The sequence below is a fragment of the Psychrobacillus psychrotolerans genome (assembly GCF_900115805.1).
GTDB classification, from domain to species: Bacteria; Bacillota; Bacilli; order Bacillales_A; family Planococcaceae; genus Psychrobacillus; species Psychrobacillus psychrotolerans.
The window spans coordinates 1-23,036 of sequence record NZ_FOXU01000014.1; the positions used below are offsets into that span (position 1 = coordinate 1).

The window sequence follows — 23,036 nt, forward strand, 5'->3', positions numbered from 1 at the left end:
AGGCAAAATTAAAAATGAGTCCGGTGCAATACCGAACCCATTTTTACCAAGTTGCTTAATGAAATAACCGTGTCTAACTTTTAGGGGTCACTTCAGGAGTAGAAGATCTTTTTCACATGAATTTCATTGTATATTTGGCATCTTTATATTTTCCCGTTTTGATTAGGTTTGCGTTATTTAGAATTCTGTATGCTTCGTGCGCATTATTAAGATTTAAAAAATGTCGACATTCTTTATTGGAAATGGTGTCTTTATATACAAGAAAGTAATCCTTTATGGTTCTGGTATGTGCATTATCACTGATACTTTTACATCGCGGACAAATCCAGTGGCGAGGAATTTTTTTCATCCCTACAAAGTTACAGGCAGGACATTCTACTCCGTTGATAATGTCATTAGGATGAATTGCAAAGTGACGTGTAAGTGGAAGTGGTTTGTAATTGGTAATTTTGTTTAGGATAAGGTTTTTGAGGTTGTTAAGTCCTTCTATAGAAAGTGGTGGATTTTCGGTCTTTATGTTTCTCAAATAGGATCTTATTTCATTTCTGAAAAGTAGGGTTGTTTCGTTTGGAGGGATTTTGATATAGCTGGTAGTGAAAGGAAAAACAACGGCACCGTATATCGGAATTGAAAATCCAGCACTCTTAAATACTCTATTCAACTGGTATATATATTCTTGTAATTGAATTTCTGGACTGTCGAAGGAGTTTCTTTCTCCTGTTGTTAATGTGCGACTCAACTGAAATGGGTGTGATTTAAATTCTATTTCCCCTTTAATATTCTTAACCTCTAATATTACTGCGTAGTACTGTGATATTAAGAGGATATCCATTTGAAAAAGAGATTCGCCGTATAGTGAAACGTTGTGAAATGCAAAGAATTTGTATGGAAGATGAACTTTTTTCAGGAAATTCATAACTGCTTCTTCCCCTATATCTCCAGCAATATTACGATTCAACTCATCTTGAAGTGAGTTATATTTGGGGTGATTCTTCTTTAGCCGTTTGGTTAACGAGATAAGTGCGTCCATATATAGTGTTTGTGTGTATGGTTTTACAATCATTTGATCACCTCCAGGATAGATTAACATAATCCGTCGGGGCTTGGAAGAGGACTCACAGAAATCGCATTTTGAAGGATATTTTAGGTTGAGAATTGGTTTTTACTTAAGAAAGGTGATCAAGAATTAAATTGTTGCTCCTATTACACAATAATATTCGGAGGTTTTTGTAGAATTATAGTATTCTTTTGATGCTAATTTTAGTTGAGTTAATACAAACGTTAATTATGGAACGATTTTATTTGAAGTTTCAAGGCAGTTGGCTTTTCGTACGAGCGAAAAGCTTCCTTTTTGGATTTTACTCGCGGACGTAGGCTGATTACTGACGGACATGGTGGATTTACTGGTGGAGCCATATGGAATACTCGCTCTCGAGCCAAGTTTACCGACGTAGCAAGGTTCTTTACTGGGGGAACAGGATTTATTGGAACCTTAATGCAATTTGCTTTTTGCCTGAGCGAAAGCCTCCTTTTTGGATGTTACTCGCGGAGGGAGCGTGGTTACTGGCGGACGTGGTGGTTTTACAGGCGGAGCCGTAGGGAATACTCGCTCTCGAGCCAATTTTACCGGCGGAGCAGGTTCGTTTACTGGCGGAACGGGATTTATTGGAAGTTCTCATCGGTGGCAACAGTAAAGGACCTGCCGAATAGGCAGGTCCTTGGTTGTGAATAGCGGTTCTCTGAGCGCTTTAATTCAAGTTTTTATTAAGATAGGATGGTTTTAAGAATGTCGACGGCTTGGTCAATTTCTTCGTTTGTTACAGTTAGTGGCGGTAGGAGACGGATGACGTTTGGTCCTGCCGAAACTAATAGAAGACCTGCTTCGTCGGCTGCTGTTATGTAGGACGCTACTTCTTCTTCGCAGACGATTCCGAGTAATAAGCCAGAGCCGACAACTTTATGACTTGGCAGTGTTTCACTTAATTTTTCTATAAAGTAAGCAGATTTTCTATTCACTTCTCCTATAAAATCAGATACAAATACGTTATCTAATACGGTTTGTGCGACGGCTACTGCTAGAGGGTTTCCTCCAAAGGTAGTGCCGTGTGTGCCCGGACCTAATGAGTCGTGCAGGTCTGCTGTTCCTAGCATTGCCCCGATTGGGAAGCCTCCACCAAGACCTTTTGCCAACGTCATTATGTCAGGTTTTAGGACAGTTTGCTCGTATGCGTAGCGGGTTCCCGTGCGGCTAATGCCTGTTTGGACCTCGTCTATAATGAGTAGAATTCCGTTCGCTAAACATATGTCCGAGATTGCCTGAGCGAATTCGGGCGTTACTTGGTTGACGCCGCCTTCTCCTTGGATAACTTCGAGCATGATTGCGCCTACTTCATCGTCGATTACTGCTTCTAATGCAGATACATCGTTAAATGGGACGGTTTTGAATGTTTCAAGCAATGGACCAAAGCCGTTGCGTATTTTGTCTTGGCCAGTTGCAGACATGGCACCGAATGTGCGTCCGTGAAATGACTTTTCAAAGGTGATGATTGTGTGTTTCCCTGTATGCTTGCGCGCTAGTTTGATCGCTGCTTCGTTCGCCTCTGCTCCACTGTTGCAGAAAAAGGCGTGAGCGAAGTGCGTATCGTTTACAAGGGTTTCGGCTAGTTTCTCTTGTTCTGGGTTTTCGAACAGGTTCGATATATGCCAGAGCTTTTCGCTTTGTTCTTGAATCGCTTGAACTATCGCAGGATGCGTATGCCCTAGACTTAGCACGGCAATACCGCTTGTGAAATCGAGGTAGTCTTTTCCGTTAGCATCTGTCACGATGGTCCCCCTCCCTTTCACAAGATGAATGGGACGGCGCGTATAGTTTTGGAATAATGAGCTCATGCGTATACCTCCTGTTGCAAAATTGTTGTGCCGGAAAGTTGATCTCCGACGATTTCGACGGATGGAATACCCGCTGTTAAGCAGTCAAGAGCCGCGGTAACTTTTGGAATCATTCCTCCGTATATATCTCCTGAACTGATCCAGTGACTAATTTTTTCGGAGGTAACTATTTCTTGTACTTCTCCGCCAATTTTAATGCCTGGTGTATCCGTTACGAGCTGCAGACTTTCAGCTTTAATTGCCAAAGCGACTTTGCTAGCTACAGTGTCCGCATTGATATTCAGCGGATTTCCTTCTATCGTGCAGCCAATACTTGAAATTACGGGAGTGATTCCATGCTGCAGTAATGTTTCAAGCAGGGGCGTATTCACTTGTTGGATTTCTCCTACAAAACCATATGTTGCTTCATCTAATATGGTGCACTCTAATAACTGACTATCGTAGCCACTCAAACCGATTGCTTGGATTCCATTTTTATTTAGCTGATGCACTAGGGCTGGGTTTACTTGACCTATTAAAGTGGACTGGACAATGCCGATTGCTTCAGCAGATGTCACACGTATTCCATTAATAGCAGTGGTCGTAACTCCATTAGCAGCAAGGGCTGCATTGATCGCTGGTCCTCCACCGTGTACAATGACGATTTCGTGGCCAGATGCTTGCAGTTTTTTGAAGTTAGAGAAGAAGTTTTCATTTAAACCCTCGAGCATACTGCCACCAAGCTTGATGACGATGCGTTTAAGAGCGGTAGGTTGCGTTGATTTGGACGTAGTCATATGTCAAATCGCACCCCCATGCAGTTCCTTGACCATTGCCTTGATGAATATCGACGAAGATTTTAACTTCTGGCTGTTTCAAATAAATGATTAAATCATCTTCTGAGAAAGGAACTGGCTCGCCGTTTTCTACTACTTTTGTGGTACCAAGTAGAATCGTAATGGCGTTTGGATCGATTGTTGCACCACTATAGCCGACTGCCGCAATAATTCTTCCCCAGTTTGCATCATTTCCGAAAATCGCTGTTTTAACAAGCGGAGAGCCTACTACTGTTTTAGCGATTTTGCGTGCTTCTATATCCGTAATGGCACCTTTTACTTCCACTTCAATGAGCTTCGTTGCGCCTTCCCCGTCTTTGGCAATCATTTTAGCTAAATCTTGTGACACGGTGTGTAAGGTTTGAAGGAAGTTTTCCCAGTCTGGATGTTCTGGAGTTAACGTATTATTTTGCGCCATTCCGTTCGCCATCACAATTACCATATCATTTGTCGATGTGTCGCCGTCCACTGTAATTGCATTAAAAGTCACATCTGTGATAGCTTTTAGTGCATCTTGAAGATGGTTGGATTCGATATTGGCATCAGTCGTTATAAAACCAAGCATTGTCGCCATATTTGGTTCAATCATGCCAGATCCTTTTGCAGTACCTGCAATGATAACCTCTTTACCATTAATAGTCGTTGAATAAGTTGTGTTTTTCGTTACAGTATCCGTTGTCATAATCGCTAATGAAAAGTCGATCGCACCTTCCAGTTCATCTACTGGTTCTAGGTTTTGAATACCTGTAGTTACTGGCTCCATTTTCATGAGTTCCCCGATTACTCCAGTAGAAGCAACACCGATAAGTGACGGATCAATTCCTAGTTTGTCTGCTGTAAGTTGCTGCATCGTATATGCATCTGCCATCCCTTGTTTACCCGTGCAGGCATTGGCGTTTCCCGCGTTTACAATGATTGCTTGCATTTTACCTGTTTCATATACGACATCTTTTGTGATCAGTAGTGGTGCTGCTTTGATCGCATTCGTTGTAAAAACTCCCGCTACGCTTGCAGGTACGTCGCTAACAAGAAGTGCTAAGTCCTTTTTTTTATGCTTTAAACCGCAATGGATTCCGGTTGCTTGGAAACCTTTTGGCGAGGCAATGTTTTTATAAGAGATGCTTTTCATCGCAATGGTTTTTGTCGTCATCGGTTATTCCTCCTCTGTCTAGATAAATAGTGGGACTTGCTGAAGACCAGTCGTTTGGTCGATATTAAATTGTACATTCATATTTTGAATTGCCTGGCCTGCTGCTCCTTTTACGAGGTTGTCGATAACCGAAACGATAGTGGCACGGTTCGTACGTGGATCGACTTTTACGTGAATATCACAGAAATTAGAGCCGTATACTTGATTGGTTCCAAATTTGTTCGTTTCTTCGATAATGCGGACGAAGGGATCATATGCATAGCGTTCTTTCAACGCGTTTGTCAATTGTCGCTCGGTCACATTCGACTGAAGTGCGGCATAGCTTGTCGCAAGAATTCCTCTAGTCATTGGAACTAAATGCGTCGTAAATGTGATCGGTGATGTCTGACCTGCAAACATATTAATAGCCTGTTCGATTTCCGGTATATGTTGATGCTGATGTATTTTATAAATTGCCGTGTTTTCATTTGTTTCACTGAAGTGCGTCATTTGAGATGGCTTGTTACCCGCTCCTGACACGCCACTCTTTGCATCTATAACTATATTCGTTGAGTCGATTAAGTTTTCCTTTAATAGCGGCAATAAAGATAACAATACCGCTGTCGGATAACATCCTGGGTTTGCGATTAGATCCGCTTGTTGAATGGCAGCTTCATTCCACTCCGTTAAACCATACACACTTTTTTCTAATGCCGTTGGTGGTGCGGGTGCTTTTTGGTACCACTGCTCATAATCTAAAGGATTTTTCAATCGGAAGTCACCAGACAAGTCAATAAGCTTCGGACCGCTTCCTATTAAAGAAGGTAATATCCCAGTAGATACCCCTGAGGGAGTACTCGTAAAAATGACGTCATATTCTGTTAGTCTATTATGTTCGATCGCTAGAAGTTTTTGATCGTAAATATTCATTAAATGTGTATATTTATTCGAAAACTGCATTCCTTCTTCTGAAGAAGTGAATAAATCAATACGCTCGGCTTCGGGATGATTATGCAATAGCCTTATTAACTCCAGTCCACCATAACCCGTAGCACCTATAATTCCTATTTTCATCCTTATCACTCCAAACGTAAGATAATGATTAGTATAATACTGCATAATTATAAAGTCAATTGTATTTTTAATATATTTAGTGAATTTATCAGGTACATCGAAAAACCCTTTGTTTAGTACAAAGGGTTTGTTTGGTTAGTTATTAGCATTTTTATTGTTTCCATTATTCTTATTGGCATTGTTTCCGTTATTTGATTTGTCCTCGTTCTTTTTCTTTTCTTGACCTGGGACTTTGTTGGAATTATTTGTTGGTTTGTTTTCTTTAGGTTGTGCTTTATTTTCATTTGATTTGTCTTTTGTTTCGTTGTTCTTAACTGGTTTTTCAATAGGTGAGTTCTTTGGTTCCGTTTTTGTTGCTGGTATATTTGGGTTTGGTAACTTTTCTTCTTTTTTAATTTGACCTGGAGGCTTTGCGTTTACTTCTTTAGGTTTCGTGTTTTTTGGTTCTGGTTCGATAAAATTCTTTTGTGGCAAAGGTTTTTTATTCACTTCTTGGACTGCTTTTTCAATTTGTTTTTTTAGTTTCGGTTTATCTTCTTTTTCATAAACGGTTGTTACTGCAAGTTCATTCTTATCCGTACTTATTTGTTCTACCGCTTTTGCTAACACCAAGTCCATTGGTTGTCCTTCCCAATCACCCATTGTTTCTGTGGAGGATTGAAGGGAAATAACTTTGCCGTCCTCATCTATGCCAATTTCAATAGTCGAATCACCTTCTACCTGGATATAAGCGTATGCAGGAGTAGCTTTGGGAAACCAGGATGCTACTAAAAATAGAAGGAGTATTGCTGCTATTAAGGCCGGCGCTATGAAAATAGGTTTCATCCGTCTTTTGGATATGGTTGAAGCAATTAAATGAAACGCTGCTTCTTCACCTATTTGAACGTCTGCAATAAGTGGAACTCCACGAAGAAACTCGCCATTTTCTGTAAGAAAAACAGTGTAGCTTGCCTTCTTTTCACAAACAATGCCCCTATATTTTCGCATCATATGATTTCTCCTTTCACGTAGTCTTTTATATAAACGAAGTCACTGTTTAATAGAAGTACGACTGCAATAATGTACTTTCGTTGCCGTTCGAGTGTTTTTCTCGACACTTCTACTAGTGCTTCCATTTCTTTCAAAGGTAGTTTTTTAGTTTTCATTAAAAGTGTGTACAGTTCCTCTGATTCTGCGATAATTTGAGCAATTTGAAAGGCTGTTTTTCTAGCGTCTTTATGTTTCGGGGCTGCTTTTGTTAACTCGTCAAAGGATAGTTTAAAGTTTGATAATAGATCGCTGTATTTCAACAGTTCATCTTGCCTTGATAGTGTAAATTGTTCTTCTGAGTATGTAGTTACTGCATGCTGTTTTAATAAAAAATGGGTATCCTCTGATGCATTGTTATCAGTATCAAACAGTAATTCTTTTTTATTGCGAATTGTTTCTTTCCGGATAAAATCAATAATGCGTCTTTTTATAATTAAATGGGCAAAGGTTTGGAAGGAAGTATTTTCAGAAGGATTGTATGCATTAATCGCTTCGTGACATCCATTTAACGCAATGCTGAATTCTTCATCTTGCTCCTCAATAGGTCGTTTACAAATGAAACTGGCGGTTTTTTTCGCAAATTGGGTATGGGCAAAAAGGAGGTCATTTAGAACCTCCTTGTCCCCTGCTTGCGCTTTTTTAATAAGCTCTTGCATATTCTGTTTTGGTTTTGTTTTGAATAGACCTTGCATTATTGACAAGAGCATACATACCCTCCGTTCCCACATTTCCCTTAGGCAATAAGTATACTTTAGCTAAAGGGAGAATGAAAATCGGTATTAATTTTAGATTACTAGACGAAATTAAAAGTATCTACACGATTTATTTCATCTCTAATAATAGTGTTTTAGTCAAAATGGATTTATTTTTGGTTTTTGTTCTCTTTGTGTTCTTGCTTTTCAGCTTTACGCTCTTCTTTTAACGCGTTCTTTTCTTCTTTATGCTCAGCGTGTAATGCTTTTCGTTCTTCTTTTTGTTCTTGTTGTAGAGCTTTTCTTTCTTCTTTTTCTGCTTGTTTTATTTCTTTTTTAGGTTGTTTTACAGTCTCTTTCACTACTGGTTCCTTTTCAACAGGTTTTACTACAGGTGTTTCCGTTACAGGTATTTCTGTTTTCGGCTGCTCCATCACAGGAGGTTGTACAATAGGATCTTCTTTTTTAGGTTCTGTTTGTTTTGGTTCTTCTTGTTTAATTGGCTCTGGAGTTTCTGCTTGTTTAGCTTCAAATTTTGCAATAGCGCGTTCTGCATTGCGTTTAATCGCAGCTTTAGCAGTTTCATTACCAGCATTTTCATAGGCTTTAGAAAGGGCTACTAAGTTTCCAGCGTTGTATCCTTCTGGAATCTCAATATCCATACCTACTGTATCGCCTGTTGTCACAACCGGTGTCACAGTGTCTGGTGTCGAAGTTTTCGGCACTTCAACTGTTTCCGTTTCTTTTTGATCAAGCACTTTGTTCAAGTCTACCGTATCGAATAAATTTTCGTTTGCCCAAGCATAACTCGCTCCTGTTACCGTCATTGTAGCTACTAATAATGCTGCTCCAGTTTTTTTAAATTTCATCTGCAAAGTTACATCACCTCGTATTAGATTTTGTCTTTTTGTTTCGACACTTAGTTATTCGGTGAGGTTGTCCTTTTTATGGGGGTCGGGTGGAAAGATTTTTTTACTGGCGGTTTGATATAGAATACTGGCGGACGCTGAGTGAATACCCACTCTCGTAAGGCGGTTACTCGCGCTCAACTCACATTTACTGGCGGAGCTACGCCTTTTACTCGCGTAACGGAATATTTATCCAGTTTAAGGCATCAAAAAAACGAACGCAGAGATTGCGTTCGTTTCTTGATGGGTTATGTTTCGTTTTTGTGGAGTACATGCATGCCTTGGAGTAGTGTTTTGGCATCTTCGTTTAGGTATTGTTTAATATCTTCATTGATGAAGAGTTCTGCGTTGTTATTCACTATTAGTTTGAGGCCAGTGAGATCAAATTTTGTAGCGTATTTATTTATAGAATAGATTACGGTCATCTCATGACGGCTTAGTGGTTTTTCACCTGTATCTTTTTTCTGTTTGATGATATCAAACATTGCTCTGGTATTGCCACGTAACAGCTGTCTATTTTTTGTTAGTAAGTCTATGTTTTCTTCAATATACTTTCTGGCTGATACTAAGTCTAGACTATCAATACTTTTGTTTAGTTGTTTTAATAGTTCTGGAAAGTCCATAATATCCCCCATCTCTTTTGTGAAATAGCCTTTATATAAGTATAGGCTAAAGGATACTTGCTGTATATGGACACAATGCACCTAGAAGAATGCCATTTGTAATATTTTCACCAGAGATCGGGGATCTGTTGAGATACTTTTGAATTATGTTGAATTTCTCTAATAGTGTCAAAGAACTATTCTTTTGCAGCTAATTTTCTTTTTTTCCATAAATCTTCTGCAGCCCCTGAGCCTAGCATAACGCCTGCCACGATTAAGATTAGTCCAAGGAAATGGTTGAGGTGCAGCACTTCCCCTAAGAACAGTGCAGAAATTATTAATGCAAATATAGGATTTAAGTTCATGAATATTGCCGCTTTCGTTGCACCCGCTTGACCTATCGCATAGTTGTATATAAGGTGACCAATTGCGGTACTGACAACTGCTGAAGCAAAGAAAACTGCCCAAAAGGTTGGCGTTGTGTTAGCAAATTGTTTAATAGCTCCAGGTTCTTGAATAAAACTAATGACAAATAGGAATGCCGCACCGATTAGAAGCATATAGACTGTCAATAATCGTGGGTCCAATGTTCGTGCAGCCTTACTAACGACCATGAAGCTTAATACTTGCACAAATATTGCTAAAAATACGTAGAAATCTCCTAGGTTTGCTCCCATTGTTTCACTACCAATGAGAATGGAAACCGCAATCCCAGCTAAACCAAGCACTAACCCCAGCCATTGAAATTTTGATGGGTAGTACTTTAAAATGATTGCTGCTGATATCGCTGTAAGCATAGGTCCAGTTCCTAAGATTAAGCCTCCATGAGTTGCACTAGTGATGGATAAGCCCATATTAAGAAAATAATGATGCGCCACCACATTAGTAAGCGTTCCGAGTAAAATGTACTTCCACTCACTGCGCGATGGTTTACGTAGTAATTTCATTTTCCATAAAATCACGACAACGACTAACCCTGCTACTAGTATTCGAAATGCAGTAAGTGTTACGGGTGGGACTGCTTCCACCATGTATTTGAGTAGTGAAACGTTAGCTCCCCAAGCGAACATGACAAATACGAGCATTGCATATATTTTCCATTGTTTCATCTGAGGATCTCCTTACTAATATATATATTTTGTTTTATTGATCAATAAACTGAATGTCACGTAAGCAATGAGTGATAAGACAACCGGGATTACTACTGTATGTAAATCAAATAAGTTTCCATATGCCAGATTGTAAAAATGGAGCGCTATATAGGAGACAATTCCAGTAATCATCGATGCAATAGCCCCATATTTATTGCCATATGACCAGTATAATCCTAGCACAATCGGCCAAATAAAGGCTGCCTCAAGTCCTCCAAAAGCAAATAAGTTTAAGAATATTAATAGTTCTGGTGGATTCAATGCCAATAAAAAGACAATGCTGCCTAAAATTGCGGTTACACCAAAACTTAAAGTTTTAACCTTCTTCTCAGTTGCATTTGGATTGATATAGTTAATATAAACGTCTTTCACAATAGAAGAACTTACAAGAATAAGCAAGGAATCTACTGTTGACATAATTGCAGCAAGTGGCGCAGCTAGCACGATACCAGCGAGCCAAGCAGGAAGAATTTTCAATGCGACAAGCGGAATCACCGTATCTGCTACTTCGATTCCTGGCATTACCGGTCGAGCAAAAATACCGATGAGATGCATATTCAGCATGATGAAACCAGTGACAAGCGTTCCAATTACTAATGCACGGTGCATAGAGCGCGTATTTTTGTACGACATTGCTCGTACTGCCATTTGTGGGAGACCTACGACCCCTACTCCTACAAGGATCCAAAAGGATGACACATAGGCGGCAGATAAATTCCCTTCGTTGCCGTATGGAGTCACTAAATTTGGATTTTCGTTCAAAAGGTCCTGCATGATATTCGGTACTCCGCCACCCGCAATAATGACTGCGATTAGTAGGATGAGCGTTCCAATTACCATAACCCCGCCTTGCACAGCATCTGTCACTGCCACTGCTCGGAAACCACCAATGACTACATAAACTAAAACTGATACAGCAAAAATAAATAATGCCGTCGTATACTTCAGACCAGTTAGCGATTCGATTAAACGACCGCCACCAACCCATTGGGCTGTCATAGCGGAAAACAAAAAGATAATGATACTAGCAGCAGCCAGTAAAACAACTGCTTTACTATCGTTATAGCGTACTTTTAGAAAATCTATTAATGTAATTGCGTTATATTTTCGAGCTAAAATAGCAAATTTTTTCCCGAGAATAAGGAGCACAAAATAGCTCGTCACTACTTGAGTCATCGCAAGTAACACCCAGCCAAATCCCATCGTATAGGCGGTTCCTGGTCCACCTAGGAAACTGGAGGCACTACCATATGTAGCAACCATCGTCATTGCCAATACAAATCCGCCTAGCTCACGACCACCTAAAAAGTACTCCTGTAAAAATCCACCTGTCGATGCTTCTAATTTCTTACTAGACCAAAAGCCAATGAAAAAAATAATGGCAAGAAAAATAACCATCGGGATGATTACTTGTATATTCACTGTTCATCCCCCTCTTCCTCTAACGAAACATCCTTCAACACGAATTTCACCAGTATAATAACTGTAATTGCCACAAGTATAAAACCAACAATACAACTATAAAAAAACCAATCTGGAAATCCTAGAATATATGAATATTCCTCTACTGGTTTCGAGCCAAGCCCATATGCAAAACCAAACCACCATATAAAATGTACAATTGCCAGTGCAACACCAATCAGTGCTTCTCTATGCGCAATCTTAAATCTAGGATCCATTGTCATCCACTCCCGCCGTTCGTAATGTGTCACTCTAGTATAACGAAGTTAAATTCAGTTGTTAATAGGGGTTTTTAAAGAGATTGGAAGTTTGGAGTTTAGCATGTCTCTGATATACGGCCTTCTCTCTCTCGGATGAAGACAAGTCTCTCTCGTATATACTGATTTTGCCCTCTTATTGGCGACACTCTCTCGTATACGCCTACCTCGCTCTCATATAGAAGCTATCCCTCTCGCATGAAGACAAATCTCTCTCGTATATACTAATTTTGCCCTTGTATAGTCGACATTCTCTCGTATAGCTAGAAACCTCTCTCATACAGCCACTTCTCAAAAAAACAACCGAACAGCGCAATGCTTTTCGGTTGTTATCAATGATATTTATTTGTAAGTTAAGTATTTCACGTAGTCTTTCCAACTGACTGATTTGATGCTATTCCAGGTTGGAAGGTCTACTGGGAATGGTAGAAATACTTCGGCATTGTCTGTTTTTTGGTCATCATTGAGGAAGATGCTCCCATTACTTAGTCCTCCTGAAATAATGGCATGTTGTTTCAAGTCGAACGGTACGGTTACAGGTGTACGAATGATTCTGCCCTCACTTGAAAGTGTGTAAACTTCTGCTGCATTTTCGGAGCGGTTGAGTAACCATTTCGAGTTTACCTGCACAGCATTCTCTGCTTGGTTCGTAGTGATTACTGAATTTAGATTTGCGGCAAATGGCAAGACTTCCAATGGTTCTGCTAACTGAATCTGCACTTCGTACAACGGTTCGTCCGTTTTACTTGCAAATTGTTCGTATGCTGTTAGCCATTTAGATGCATTAGCAGGTACTTGCACTTTACTTAAAATACTTCCTTCTACTACTCCATCTCGGTGAGTTGAGTAGTTTTTCACGCTTTGCCCTTCTTCAATATCATGCCATTCGGATTCTTTTACGTAAGTAATGACTGATTTTTCATTTGCAAATAAGTGAATAAAGTATTTCCCATTTCGTTCTTCAATAGTTGAAACAGTGCCACTTATTGGGCTTAATAAAGAAAGTTCCCCTGAATCCTGTGCAAGCTGAGCATCGACAATTTGAAGTTTACGATCTACTTCTGCTAGTTTTTGTTTCGCTTCCGCTATCCCTTGAGCAAAATTACCATCTTGCGATACATTAACGTCCACTTGGACATTTACATCGACAATCTCGTCTGCCGTGCCCCCAGTTGCCTGTCCATTACTCGATGAACTCGGATCGGCTCCATAACGATCGGATTCCAGGTCGCTTATGATTTCATTAAGCTCTGATTGCTCTTGCATATAGGCCTGCTGCTCTGTTTCCCATAGCATGCGTTGGTCTTCAGCAGAATTTGTTTTGAGTGTAGCAAGATCACTACCTTCCTCTACTGAATCTCCTTCTGCTACAATGACATCATTCACAGCTTCTACATCAATCGCTACGGACATCTCATTAGCAGGAATTACAATGGATTCTTTTTCGATTTCCGTAGCATATGTATTTTCATTTGCCCGTTCATAATCACTCACATAAAATGTTCTACTGATTTGACTTTTATCTGAATAGATGAGAACCGCATTAGCTCCTATAAAGGTAGCGACGACTATGGAAATCCCTATAGTTAACCATTTATTCATTTGGTTTGCCCCCCTTCGACCCATGACTCAATTGGGAGTATTTCAAAGCCAGCTGTAATAAAAGCTAAAACTATTTGAATTGCTATTAACAAAAAGAATAATTTACGTGCAGATAGCGTAGTAAAAGCTCGTAAAAAATGATATTGAATAGCAATTATTAATGCAGTAATCAAGGATAATTCATTGAAGAAATGATTGAAATAGGTATGTTCTAGAAACGTAGCTGCTAGTGGTCCAAATGAAAGGACTGAGTAATCGGTTGTGTAGCCAACTACAGCATATAAGAAATAGTTAAGTGCTTTTTCCATTAAAAGAATTGCAACAACGAATAGTTGTAGAATTGCTACTTTGGATAATTCTACTTTAGTAAACTTATGTAAAATATACGAGATTAAAAAGAAATGAAGGGCCATGTATATTAAGGACCAAATAATAGTTCCTATTAAAGATATGATTCTAGCAATCGTAAATGTATCTTCATAGCCATTGACAAATAGAGCTGTTAGTTCTTCTGTGTGTAGTCCCCAAATATCTCTTAGTGCAAATAATAGGACTCCAAAGATTGCGACGAACCATACGCGACTTTGAAAGTCTCTCATCGTGGCTTCTTCCTTTAAAGAGACAATGAGATCATTTCTGTTAAACAGGTATTTCCAAAAACGAAATTCAAAAAACATTCCAGTGTTCCCCCTCTTATGGTTGAACAGTTACTTCCACATAAGCACCATTTCTCATCATAATTCCTGCATTTGTTTGAAATGTCGGATGAATGAGAAGTAGATAGGCTGCTCCTTTTTCTAGTGGTGCTGTTGGTGTGACAACGAACTGTTTTGATGATTTTGCTTTAATAGTAACCGGGACCGTGTTGGTAGATCCTAATTTCACTAGTTCCACTTTTTGCTTTGTATTTTCTACTACAGTGCCGGAAAAAGTAATAGTGAATTGTTTCGTTGTCGGTACATTAAGTAATGCGGACATCTTTTTATAGTTTTTATATGATTCTACTAATGCGTCTTGATGCGCTTGTAATAATTCGTATCCAACTTCTGTTTCGTAGTTGGGCTTCACACCCTTTTTGTGAATAAGCGTTCCCTTAGGGCCAGTAAAGTTTGCAACTGTCAATTTTATAATTGATTCATCTGAAAGACTAAAGAATGATTGCATGGAACCTTTTCCATATGTAGTTTGACCATAGAGAGTTGCCGATTTTTGATCTAGTAATGCGGCTGCAGTCATTTCTGAAGCACTTGCACTATACCCATTCACTAGCACTTTCGTATTGGCAGGAAACAAGGAGGGTTGCTTCATCGATTTAGTTAATGTAGTCTCTTTTGTGGTAATAATTTTAAACGCATCAGGACTGTTTGGAAATAGACCAATAAGTTCTTCTGCTGTATGTACATATCCTCCGCCATTATTACGCAAGTCCAGTATAAATGAAGTTGCACCCTTCTTTTCTAGATCAACTTTTGCTTTTTGTACAAGAACTGCTCCATCATCAGAAAATGAATTCATACTTATATATCCAACACTACCAGCTAAGAGTTCTTTTGTTACTACAGGAATCGTAAACTTCTTTCGCGTTATGTTAAATACTTGTTTGGAATTGTTACTGGTCAATATCTGTAATTGGACGGCGGTTCCTTCTTTACCCGTAATCATCGAAGATGCTTGTTGTATTGACATACCATTAGTTGCTATACCATCAACGGAAAGAATAATATCACCGGGTGATATACCAGCTTGAGCAGCTGCTCCTCCTTCAAACGTGCCGACAATTTGAATTCCCTTCGGATGTTCTTCAATTGTCACCCCAATGCCAGTGGTCGTATTATTGATGGAATTCGTGTATGCCTCAAATTCTTCCCTCGTAAAATAAGTAGAGTAGGGATCTAACTGTTTCATTATCTCATCAATAGAATCTATGTCTACTATATTAGAAGGTATTTCACCTTTGTAGTGCTCACTAACTAAGTTTTTCACTTCATCCAGCGGTGCTGCCAATGAAGAAAACGGTGTTGAGATTAAACCGATAAAGATTACTGCAAGGACAGTAAACCTCTTCATCCCATTTCCCCCTTTTTGTTTTCTATAAACCTATCTTAACTGAAATATTGTTACTTTAGTAGCTGTAGTACACTTTGCGCTTGTTGCATATGCAAGCTTAGGACATATTGGTTGGCTTGCATTAATATACTTGCTTTAGTGAGCGCCATCATTTCCTTTGCAATATCTACATCTCTAATTCTCGATTCGGCCGCAGTCAGGTTTTCTTCCATATTAAGTGCATTATTATATGCATGCTCCATACGATTTGTATATGCCCCCATTTTGGACCGTTCACTTGATACCTTTTGAATAGCTTTATCGAGCTCTTCCATTGCTTTTTCTGCACCGTCTCTAGTAGAAATAGATAGATTCTGTATTCCAATATTAGTAGCACCCATATTGCCAAAAGACAATTCAATAAATTGTCCTGCATTGGCACCTGCCTGAATTTTAATAGAATTTTGGGAGCCATCTAATAAAGGCTTTGTATTAAATTCCGTATCTTTAGAAATTCTAGAGACTTCTTTTTTTAGTTCTTCAAACTCTATCGCCATTTGATCTCGATCTGAATTGGTCAGCGTATCATTAGCTGATTGAACACTAAGTTCTCTCATCCTTTGCAAAATAGAATGAGTTTCATTCAGCGCACCTTCTGCAGTTTGGACAAGGGAAATTCCATCTTGGATATTCCTCGAAGCCTGACCAAGCCCCCGAATTTGGGCACGCATTTTTTCAGATATAGCTAGACCAGCTGGATCATCCCCCGCTCGATTGATACGATATCCAGAAGAAATACGTTCCATGGACTTATTTATCATTGCATATTGAGAGTTCATATTCCTTAAAATAGATAGTCCAGTAGAATTCCATTTCCCAAGCATCCTATCAACTCCCTTTATCGTTATATCGTCATATTTATATTATACTTCACCTTTCTACTCTATGCTTTTCTAACTGTATGTGAATACGAAGAATTAATTCGTTAAAAAGTGACTAACTCCTTCCTTTATTGGACAGGATAAGTGAAACTTTTGAACTTATTTTACGACAAATTAAATAATCGAGTTATTTCCCGGGAAATTGACAGGAAAGGAGCTTATATAAATGAAAATCGACAAGTTTGGATTTAATTGGGGGGATATTTTGTTTGGAGTACTCGGATTCAGTGGTTTTGTGTTGTTCCTCCACTTTTTTACCTCTTACTAAATTAGATAGCACATAAAAACACCTACCGAAATATCTCTACTCGTTAGGTGTTTTCTATTTAATAAAGTTATACAATGTAACAGCCTCCGTTAATTTTCATTATACTGTTGTAGTTTGTTAAATAACTCCTCATCTCTCATCGTCAATGCAAAGTCAAACATGCGCTCTAAATTTTGTTCTTCTAGTAGTTTGATGACTTCTTCTGTTCCTTCAATTGATCCTTCTTGTGTATCAATTTGATTTGCTTCTTCTAAAATGGTTTGTAGATGTGTATGAATATCCGACACAAGCAATAATTGATAAAGTGGAAGTCGAATAAATCTATTCCCTTTTTGAAAAACAAATACTTCCGATAAATTTTCTACCTGTAATGTCTGCGCATTTAAAATAATCTCCTTGCCCTCTACCGGTATAAAATGAAAAAGCTCATCATCTTTCCTTATGGAAAAGTATTGATAGGCAAACACCATCTTTATACTATTGCCTTCATACTTTGTATAAAATGGTTTCATTAACTGTACAAGTATCATATGCTCCTCTCCTTTCGTTAATAGAATTTTCTGATTACTATTAGTTTATCACATTTTCTTTTTTTCGTGTAGTTAATGGCTTAAAATATTTGTCTGTTGAAAATAGGTTACTTTCGCTGATACATTGGCTACTTTCCCTCGAGTATAATATACTCCCAAAACCGGACAATCCTCCGATTACGTATATGCCAAAAAGCGAATGTGGTATCCATTCGCTTTTTATGTTTGTCTTTATTTTCCCGTAGTTTTTGGTTTATTTCTTCCTTTTGCTATCGTAAAAAAACCAAACAATTTTGGATTATATTCAACAATAAACGTGTTAAAGACCTTTTCTATAACTTTTGTTTGGTTAAGTTCTCCTTCATGTTCTAAGTAAAAAGATAATAAGTCGGCTTCATAATCTAATTTTAAATCATAAACCATGAAATCCTCTGCAACTATTTGTTCAATCTGAGTCATCTCGCTTTCACTATATCCACTAAAATACTCTATATACTTTTTCTTCACGCCAATAACTTTTACTTCTCCTTCATTTCTTCTTGCATGATTTCGCAGTAATGTTAAAAAAGACGGTATGTATAATTGTATTTTTTCGACTGCTATCTTCCCCTTTCGCACGGAACTTATCCCTATATTTTCTATTTATGTTACTCGTTGTATATTCCTTATACTATAGATATTCATTCCTTTCATGGTTATCTCCAATTTGGCGATTTTTATTCATCTTCTCTTTAATTTCGCTATTCTTGCATTGTATATGGGAGGGATGAATTTGGCATTTTGGGAGCATTTGCGGGCTTATCGTGAAAAACTAGATATTACACAAACGGAAGCTGCTAAAGTATTAGGAATTGACCATTCCGCATTATCAAAATATGAAAAAGGCAGTCTTGGTATATCAATAGAGTTACTGACTAAAATAAAAGAAAAATATAAAATTCCAGACGAGCAATTTTTATATATGCTTCAAGATAAGCGCTACAAAAGCGAAAACCCTATTTTAGAAGCGAGAGAAAGTAAAGCTAGATACATAGAAACTTTTCAAGATGAGTATGTAGATAAAGTTATTCACATAAAAGAGTATCGTGATCTTACTATGGATATCGTCAATTTTGCGGACAATGACAAAGATCGAAGAAACTACATTTTAAATCGTTGGAAAAAAGATTAGAGCTTTTACTTATATCACTATAAGTAAAGGCTTTTTTGTTTTTACTAAGCCATTTATTCGAATTATTTTAGGTTCGGCTTTTAATAAGTAGGTTTTAAACGTATAATGGAAGGAAAGCCTTTTTTCTTAGGAGAGATCCGTTTGAACCTTACTACTTATCAAAAACTTGCATCCCATTATAATAAGCAAATCCATAAGTCTATGGATACGATTGCGAACAAGTTACATCCTTCTATGTTAGAGGATGAAGAGCTTGTTCGTCGTGCCGCTTTTTTTGTTCGTAATGGTGCGGTTTCTATATCGAATTATTTACCTCAAGAGCATCGAGTCGATTTTACGGTACGCGATGTAACGAATATTGAGGTGAACTATCATATTACAAAAGATAGTTTTCACTGTCCTTGTCCTATACACAAGCCGTGTAGACATATTGTGGCAGCGGTTTTCTACCTTTATCAACAAAATGATTCTTTGTCTACATGGATTTCTGATTGGCGTTCTAAAGCTGATCAAGTCCAATTGACTTTGCTAAAAGATGAACGTAGTCCTAGAAGTTGGGATATTATAGTCGAAAACTTTTTCCGTAAATTTATTTCGAATTACCCACCAACTAGTTTTTATTTACTTGAGTTTGCTATTCATGATTTAAAATCGCAAATTCGAAAGTCACGCCCATTTGAACGTGAATGGCAGCCTATTTTCGACGTATATGTAGAGCTTTCTATCCTCATAAAATCTTGGCCTTATATTGAACCTCTTGCACAGTCAAATATGCAAAATCGAGTTCTTCACTTTTTAAATGAGTATCTAGAAGAGCTTAATGATCATTTAAACCAATTATCTTCGAAGCCGCGAATGTTTGCAGCAGATCCTTTTTATGAAGAAATAATGGTGAGAGTTCAGCATTTTTACTTTGATATGGAAAACCTTGTACATTACCGAAAGCAAGTGTATCTATCCTTTTGGGAGGCACTCGTAACAGACAAAAATAAACGTCTGAAAGAAGTAAAATATTTAGAAGCCTTAGAAACTATAGAAGATGGTGTTCCTTTAAATATGGTACTTCCATACTTTTACTTAACTTTATCCATGACTGATGAACTATTATTAGCTGCGGAGAAAATGGAAGGAAACCAGTTACTTGAGTGGGTGGAAGTATGTGAAAAAGCACTTCAAACGGGTAAAAAACAGTTAGGTACAAACTTGGCACGACAGCTACTGCCTCACGTCTCTTATTATTTAAACGAAGTTATACAAAATCCATCCCGAGTTATACTCATCCGTCGATTAGAACTTTTATTTGATACGGTTCAGTTGCATCCTGCAGAGTTAGAAAAATTATATCAATCATTTGGACTGTATGGTTTGCAGTCTTATTCGAATTTACTCATTAAGGAAAAGCGTTACTATGATTGGATGGCACTTCATCAATCGGCTAATTCTTCATTGGAGTATGCAGAAGCCTGTGGACTTTCGATTATTAAGGAAGAAGCTCCAGATGTATTACTTCCACTTTACCATGACTATGCAATGCGTTTCATCCAGGAGAAAAACCGTTATAGCTACAAACAAGCTGTCCGAATTTGGAAAAAGATGAAACAAGTTGCTAAAAAATCGAATAACATTGACTATTGGAATGATTACGTAGAAAATGTTCGCGAGAAGTATCGTCGCCTTCGTGCTTTGCAACAAGAAATAGAGAAAGGAAACCTGCCACTATGACTCAGCCTTTATCTATTACAAAAGAATTCCCTTTAAATGTTCATCCTTTAGAAAACGGACACTTTCGCTTAGCCTCGATCACTGTACCTGCTGAAAAATGGGTACCGTCCTTATATTTGAATCACCGAGAAAGTTTTTTCGGTCTAAACGCTCAAATAGAAGATAATGCACTAATTGCATCACCAGTTGAATTAGTCGAGCTTTTTTCTAGAAAAATGCATCCGTTCACAGTGTTTGATGGTGTCAATGATGATTCAAATAATTGGCTAGATATCTTTAAAGAAACTGCAAAAGTTTGGGCAACTCCTGACTTATGGAATTTCATAAATATAGAAGAAAACGAACTTAATGTTACTGCTCCAATTACTGACAAAGGGCAAACACTCCTTGTGAACGCTGTGAAACAAAAACTGTTCCAAGCTGGTTTATCCATGGAGGATGTAGAAGCACTCATACCATTTTTCCAACGTGGAGGATGGCCGATAAAGTCTCAGACTACACATCCAAGCTTACTTGTCGCACTGAGATTGTCAGAACCAGAGGCAATGGAGGATACATGGCTTCTAGAAACAGTAGTCCGTGGGAAGAAAAGCAGTGTTTACTGGACACCTGCATATCGGAAAAAATCATTAGCTATTAGCGAAGCACTTCCAGATAAATGGAGTGAATTTAGTGATTATATAGAGGAAACACAGTCGAAGATATTTTCTCTTATCTCTTCGATTGATCGAATTAATACAGAAACATTCTATTCTTCTACATTAACAGATGAAGAAGTGCGGATGTTTCTTCGCGATGATTTAGTAAAACTACAAGCATTAGGATTCGAGGTAGTTCTCCCAGCTTGGCTTAAAGCGGTTAAGGATACAAAAATGCGTGTAAAAACAGTTGCTAAGACAGCCAATTCTTATAAAACCACTGCTGGTTTAAATGAGATACTGCAATTTAACTGGAGTTTTTCTTTGAACGGACAAGAGATTTCAGCTGATGAGTTCCAACAAATGGTCACTGAAAATCGCTCGTTTATACAAGCTGGTAATGAATGGTTCCGTATTGATTCCGCATGGATGCATGAAGTTCGAGAGCTTATAAGAAAATCAGAGGATGAGAATTGGACAGTAAAAGAGTTGCTGTTCCGTGAAATTCCTGAAGAACTTGCTCTTGCACTTGATGACGATGAGGAAACGGATGTGGACCCGTTGTTTGCATTTGAAATGCAAAAGTCCTTGCAAACGATAATGACACAGCTATCAGAGAAAAAAGGATTTCCTGCAGTGGAAATCTCTCCTAACTTATTGACTACTTTACGCCCTTATCAACAGCAAGGGTTAGAGTGGCTTGTCTTCATGCGAAATGAAAAATTCGGAGCCTGCCTTGCCGATGATATGGGTCTTGGAAAAACAGTGCAGTTGATAGCTTACCTTCTGCATGTCCATGAGAATACAGAACAGCCCACACCTTCGCTTATTATTTGTCCAACTTCTGTGTTAGGAAACTGGCAAAAAGAAATTGCGAAGTTTGCACCTTCACTTAAAGTGCAGACACATTATGGTTCTTCTCGAACAAAAGAAATCGATTTAACAAGTGATGTTGTTCTTACTACATTTGGAACTGCCATGCAGGATATTGAATCCCTTACAGAAATCACATGGACCAGTGTTACTTTAGATGAAGCACAGAACATTAAAAATATGCATACAAAACAATCTCGTGCTATCCGCAAGTTAACAGGTGGTCATCATATCGCTTTAACTGGGACACCCGTGGAAAATAGATTATCCGAACTATGGTCGATCTTTGACTTTATCCATAAAGGTTATTTGGGCTCGTTCCGTAAGTTCCAAGAAAATTATATAGCACTTATTGAACGGGATAATTCCGACGCTACGAAACATAAATTGCGTCTTAAAATTCAGCCTTTCTTACTAAGAAGAACGAAACAAGATCCTGAGCTTCTGCTTAACTTACCTGAAAAGTTGGAGCAACGAGAGTACTGTGCGCTCACTACCGAGCAAGCTGCATTGTATGAATCGCTTATACAAGAAACTGTCAGCAAGCTTGACACATTGACTGGATTTGAGAAAAAAGGTCTCATTCTGAAAATGTTAAGTAAGTTGAAACAGCTTTGTAATCATCCTGCCCTTTACTTAAAAGAGCCATTTGATGATGCGGAGGATATGCTTGAGCGTTCCGAAAAATTAGCTCAAATTGTGACACTTGCTGGTGAGATTGCAGCACGTGGAGAGCAATGTCTAATCTTTACTCAGTATATTGGGATGGGTCATTTGCTTCAGCATTGTTTAACGGAGTTATATGAAATTGATGCTCCATTTTTGACTGGTAGTATGCCTAAAAATCAGCGTGATCATTTGGTAGAAGCATTCCAGGCTAAAGAGTTTCCAGTATTCCTATTATCCTTGAAGGCTGGTGGAACTGGCTTAAATCTGACTGCTGCTAGCCATGTACTCCATGCCGATCGTTGGTGGAATCCTGCAGTAGAAAATCAAGCGACAGATCGTGCTTATCGTATTGGACAGACAAACTTTGTACATGTCCATAAGTTCATCACGATTGGTACAATTGAAGAGAAAATTGATAAATTACTCGTCGAGAAACAAGCTTTATCAGAGGAGTTAATCCATTCTAGTCAGTGGATCACTGAAATGTCTGATAATGATATTAAAGAATTACTGACATTGTCTATTTAATCGTTTTTATTAAAACCCTGACCAATAAAATTTTTGGTCAG

At 38.3% G+C, this 23,036-nt stretch carries 22 protein-coding genes; 4 read left to right on the top strand and 18 right to left on the bottom strand.

Annotated elements, in window-relative coordinates; all coding sequences use genetic code 11:
* Positions 1 to 112: 112 nt before the first annotated feature.
* The gene (locus BM260_RS17725) at positions 113 to 1,063 is read right to left on the bottom strand and encodes a nuclease-related domain-containing protein (RefSeq protein WP_175496344.1); all 951 of its coding nucleotides are present in this window, start codon (positions 1,061 to 1,063) and stop codon (positions 113 to 115) included.
* A gap of 469 nt (positions 1,064 to 1,532) precedes the next feature.
* Between BM260_RS17725 and BM260_RS18550 the strand changes: the two genes are divergently transcribed.
* Positions 1,533 to 1,694 (top strand): hypothetical protein, encoded by a 162-nt coding sequence (locus BM260_RS18550; RefSeq protein ID WP_175496345.1) that lies wholly within the window; start codon positions 1,533 to 1,535, stop codon positions 1,692 to 1,694.
* A gap of 70 nt (positions 1,695 to 1,764) precedes the next feature.
* Here BM260_RS18550 and BM260_RS17730 read toward each other — a convergent pair whose 3' ends face one another.
* The 17 genes from BM260_RS17730 to BM260_RS17810 all read right to left on the bottom strand — a co-directional run bounded on the left by BM260_RS17730 (position 1,765) and on the right by BM260_RS17810 (position 18,012).
* A complete protein-coding gene (locus BM260_RS17730; RefSeq protein ID WP_093538676.1) occupies positions 1,765 to 2,889 on the bottom strand; it encodes an acetylornithine transaminase in 1,125 nt (374 codons plus the stop codon).
* Positions 2,886 to 3,665: an acetylglutamate kinase gene (gene argB / locus BM260_RS17735; RefSeq protein WP_093538677.1), complete on the bottom strand. Its 780-nt coding sequence runs from the start codon at positions 3,663 to 3,665 to the stop codon at positions 2,886 to 2,888. The genes BM260_RS17730 and argB overlap by 4 nt, the downstream gene beginning before the upstream one ends.
* On the bottom strand, positions 3,628 to 4,854 hold the full coding sequence (argJ, locus tag BM260_RS17740; protein WP_093538678.1) for a bifunctional ornithine acetyltransferase/N-acetylglutamate synthase: 1,227 nt from the start codon (positions 4,852 to 4,854) through the stop codon (positions 3,628 to 3,630). The genes argB and argJ overlap by 38 nt, the downstream gene beginning before the upstream one ends.
* A gap of 18 nt (positions 4,855 to 4,872) precedes the next feature.
* Positions 4,873 to 5,907, bottom strand: coding sequence for an N-acetyl-gamma-glutamyl-phosphate reductase (gene argC, locus BM260_RS17745; protein WP_093538679.1), 1,035 nt, complete (start codon positions 5,905 to 5,907; stop codon positions 4,873 to 4,875).
* A 135-nt stretch (positions 5,908 to 6,042) separates the two neighbouring features.
* Complete coding sequence (locus tag BM260_RS17750; protein ID WP_093538680.1) at positions 6,043 to 6,897, bottom strand: anti-sigma factor domain-containing protein; 855 nt, start codon at positions 6,895 to 6,897, stop codon at positions 6,043 to 6,045.
* Positions 6,894 to 7,643 carry an RNA polymerase sigma-I factor gene (gene sigI, locus BM260_RS17755; RefSeq protein WP_093538681.1) on the bottom strand — a complete coding sequence of 250 codons (750 nt, stop codon included), beginning with the start codon at positions 7,641 to 7,643 and terminating at the stop codon, positions 6,894 to 6,896. The genes BM260_RS17750 and sigI overlap by 4 nt, the downstream gene beginning before the upstream one ends.
* A 155-nt stretch (positions 7,644 to 7,798) precedes the next feature.
* Positions 7,799 to 8,497 (bottom strand): hypothetical protein, encoded by a 699-nt coding sequence (locus BM260_RS17760; protein ID WP_139219942.1) that lies wholly within the window; start codon positions 8,495 to 8,497, stop codon positions 7,799 to 7,801.
* 287 nt (positions 8,498 to 8,784) lie between these two features.
* Complete coding sequence (locus BM260_RS17765; RefSeq protein WP_093538683.1) at positions 8,785 to 9,159, bottom strand: hypothetical protein; 375 nt, start codon at positions 9,157 to 9,159, stop codon at positions 8,785 to 8,787.
* A 176-nt stretch (positions 9,160 to 9,335) separates the two neighbouring features.
* Positions 9,336 to 10,247, bottom strand: coding sequence for a DMT family transporter (locus BM260_RS17770; protein ID WP_093538684.1), 912 nt, complete (start codon positions 10,245 to 10,247; stop codon positions 9,336 to 9,338).
* A gap of 15 nt (positions 10,248 to 10,262) precedes the next feature.
* Entirely contained in the window at positions 10,263 to 11,711 is a 1,449-nt protein-coding gene (panF, locus tag BM260_RS17775) for a sodium/pantothenate symporter (protein WP_093538685.1), read from the bottom strand.
* Positions 11,708 to 11,974, bottom strand: coding sequence for a YhdT family protein (locus tag BM260_RS17780; RefSeq protein ID WP_093538686.1), 267 nt, complete (start codon positions 11,972 to 11,974; stop codon positions 11,708 to 11,710). Before BM260_RS17780 ends, panF begins: the two co-directional genes overlap by 4 nt.
* A 375-nt stretch (positions 11,975 to 12,349) precedes the next feature.
* Positions 12,350 to 13,609: an efflux RND transporter periplasmic adaptor subunit gene (locus tag BM260_RS17785; protein ID WP_093538687.1), complete on the bottom strand. Its 1,260-nt coding sequence runs from the start codon at positions 13,607 to 13,609 to the stop codon at positions 12,350 to 12,352.
* On the bottom strand, positions 13,606 to 14,286 hold the full coding sequence (locus BM260_RS17790; RefSeq protein WP_093538688.1) for a hypothetical protein: 681 nt from the start codon (positions 14,284 to 14,286) through the stop codon (positions 13,606 to 13,608). Before BM260_RS17790 ends, BM260_RS17785 begins: the two co-directional genes overlap by 4 nt.
* A 16-nt stretch (positions 14,287 to 14,302) precedes the next feature.
* Complete coding sequence (locus BM260_RS17795) at positions 14,303 to 15,676, bottom strand: S41 family peptidase (protein WP_093538689.1); 1,374 nt, start codon at positions 15,674 to 15,676, stop codon at positions 14,303 to 14,305.
* A 50-nt stretch (positions 15,677 to 15,726) separates the two neighbouring features.
* Positions 15,727 to 16,539, bottom strand: coding sequence for a flagellin N-terminal helical domain-containing protein (locus tag BM260_RS17800; RefSeq protein WP_093538690.1), 813 nt, complete (start codon positions 16,537 to 16,539; stop codon positions 15,727 to 15,729).
* A 414-nt stretch (positions 16,540 to 16,953) separates the two neighbouring features.
* Positions 16,954 to 17,394, bottom strand: coding sequence for a transcriptional regulator (locus BM260_RS17805; RefSeq protein ID WP_093538691.1), 441 nt, complete (start codon positions 17,392 to 17,394; stop codon positions 16,954 to 16,956).
* Between the two features lie 231 nt (positions 17,395 to 17,625).
* Entirely contained in the window at positions 17,626 to 18,012 is a 387-nt protein-coding gene (locus tag BM260_RS17810; RefSeq protein ID WP_093538692.1) for a hypothetical protein, read from the bottom strand.
* 154 nt (positions 18,013 to 18,166) lie between these two features.
* On the opposite strand from BM260_RS17810, the gene BM260_RS17815 reads away from it, so the two are divergent.
* The 3 genes from BM260_RS17815 to BM260_RS17825 all read left to right on the top strand — a co-directional run bounded on the left by BM260_RS17815 (position 18,167) and on the right by BM260_RS17825 (position 22,995).
* Positions 18,167 to 18,565: a helix-turn-helix domain-containing protein gene (locus BM260_RS17815; RefSeq protein ID WP_175496346.1), complete on the top strand. Its 399-nt coding sequence runs from the start codon at positions 18,167 to 18,169 to the stop codon at positions 18,563 to 18,565.
* Positions 18,566 to 18,706: 141 nt separating this feature from the next.
* Positions 18,707 to 20,287 carry a hypothetical protein gene (locus tag BM260_RS17820; RefSeq protein ID WP_093538694.1) on the top strand — a complete coding sequence of 527 codons (1,581 nt, stop codon included), beginning with the start codon at positions 18,707 to 18,709 and terminating at the stop codon, positions 20,285 to 20,287.
* Positions 20,284 to 22,995: a DEAD/DEAH box helicase gene (locus tag BM260_RS17825; RefSeq protein WP_093538695.1), complete on the top strand. Its 2,712-nt coding sequence runs from the start codon at positions 20,284 to 20,286 to the stop codon at positions 22,993 to 22,995. Before BM260_RS17820 ends, BM260_RS17825 begins: the two co-directional genes overlap by 4 nt.
* Positions 22,996 to 23,036: the final 41 nt, after the last annotated feature.

Bases quoted from the DNA above. Each gene is read 5' to 3' on its own strand.
- BM260_RS17725 (WP_175496344.1), bottom strand. From the start codon at position 1,063: ATGATTGTAAAACCATACACACAAACACTATATATGGACGCACTTATC.
- BM260_RS17730 (WP_093538676.1), bottom strand. From the start codon at position 2,889: ATGAGCTCATTATTCCAAAACTATACGCGCCGTCCCATTCATCTTGTG.
- argB (WP_093538677.1), bottom strand. From the start codon at position 3,665: ATGACTACGTCCAAATCAACGCAACCTACCGCTCTTAAACGCATCGTC.
- argJ (WP_093538678.1), bottom strand. From the start codon at position 4,854: ATGACGACAAAAACCATTGCGATGAAAAGCATCTCTTATAAAAACATT.
- argC (WP_093538679.1), bottom strand. From the start codon at position 5,907: ATGAAAATAGGAATTATAGGTGCTACGGGTTATGGTGGACTGGAGTTA.
- BM260_RS17750 (WP_093538680.1), bottom strand. From the start codon at position 6,897: ATGATGCGAAAATATAGGGGCATTGTTTGTGAAAAGAAGGCAAGCTAC.
- sigI (WP_093538681.1), bottom strand. From the start codon at position 7,643: ATGCTCTTGTCAATAATGCAAGGTCTATTCAAAACAAAACCAAAACAG.
- BM260_RS17760 (WP_139219942.1), bottom strand. From the start codon at position 8,497: ATGAAATTTAAAAAAACTGGAGCAGCATTATTAGTAGCTACAATGACG.
- BM260_RS17765 (WP_093538683.1), bottom strand. From the start codon at position 9,159: ATGGACTTTCCAGAACTATTAAAACAACTAAACAAAAGTATTGATAGT.
- BM260_RS17770 (WP_093538684.1), bottom strand. From the start codon at position 10,247: ATGAAACAATGGAAAATATATGCAATGCTCGTATTTGTCATGTTCGCT.
- BM260_RS17780 (WP_093538686.1), bottom strand. From the start codon at position 11,974: ATGACAATGGATCCTAGATTTAAGATTGCGCATAGAGAAGCACTGATT.
- BM260_RS17785 (WP_093538687.1), bottom strand. From the start codon at position 13,609: ATGAATAAATGGTTAACTATAGGGATTTCCATAGTCGTCGCTACCTTT.
- BM260_RS17790 (WP_093538688.1), bottom strand. From the start codon at position 14,286: ATGTTTTTTGAATTTCGTTTTTGGAAATACCTGTTTAACAGAAATGAT.
- BM260_RS17795 (WP_093538689.1), bottom strand. From the start codon at position 15,676: ATGAAGAGGTTTACTGTCCTTGCAGTAATCTTTATCGGTTTAATCTCA.
- BM260_RS17800 (WP_093538690.1), bottom strand. From the start codon at position 16,539: ATGCTTGGGAAATGGAATTCTACTGGACTATCTATTTTAAGGAATATG.
- BM260_RS17805 (WP_093538691.1), bottom strand. From the start codon at position 17,394: ATGATACTTGTACAGTTAATGAAACCATTTTATACAAAGTATGAAGGC.
- BM260_RS17825 (WP_093538695.1), top strand. From the start codon at position 20,284: ATGACTCAGCCTTTATCTATTACAAAAGAATTCCCTTTAAATGTTCAT.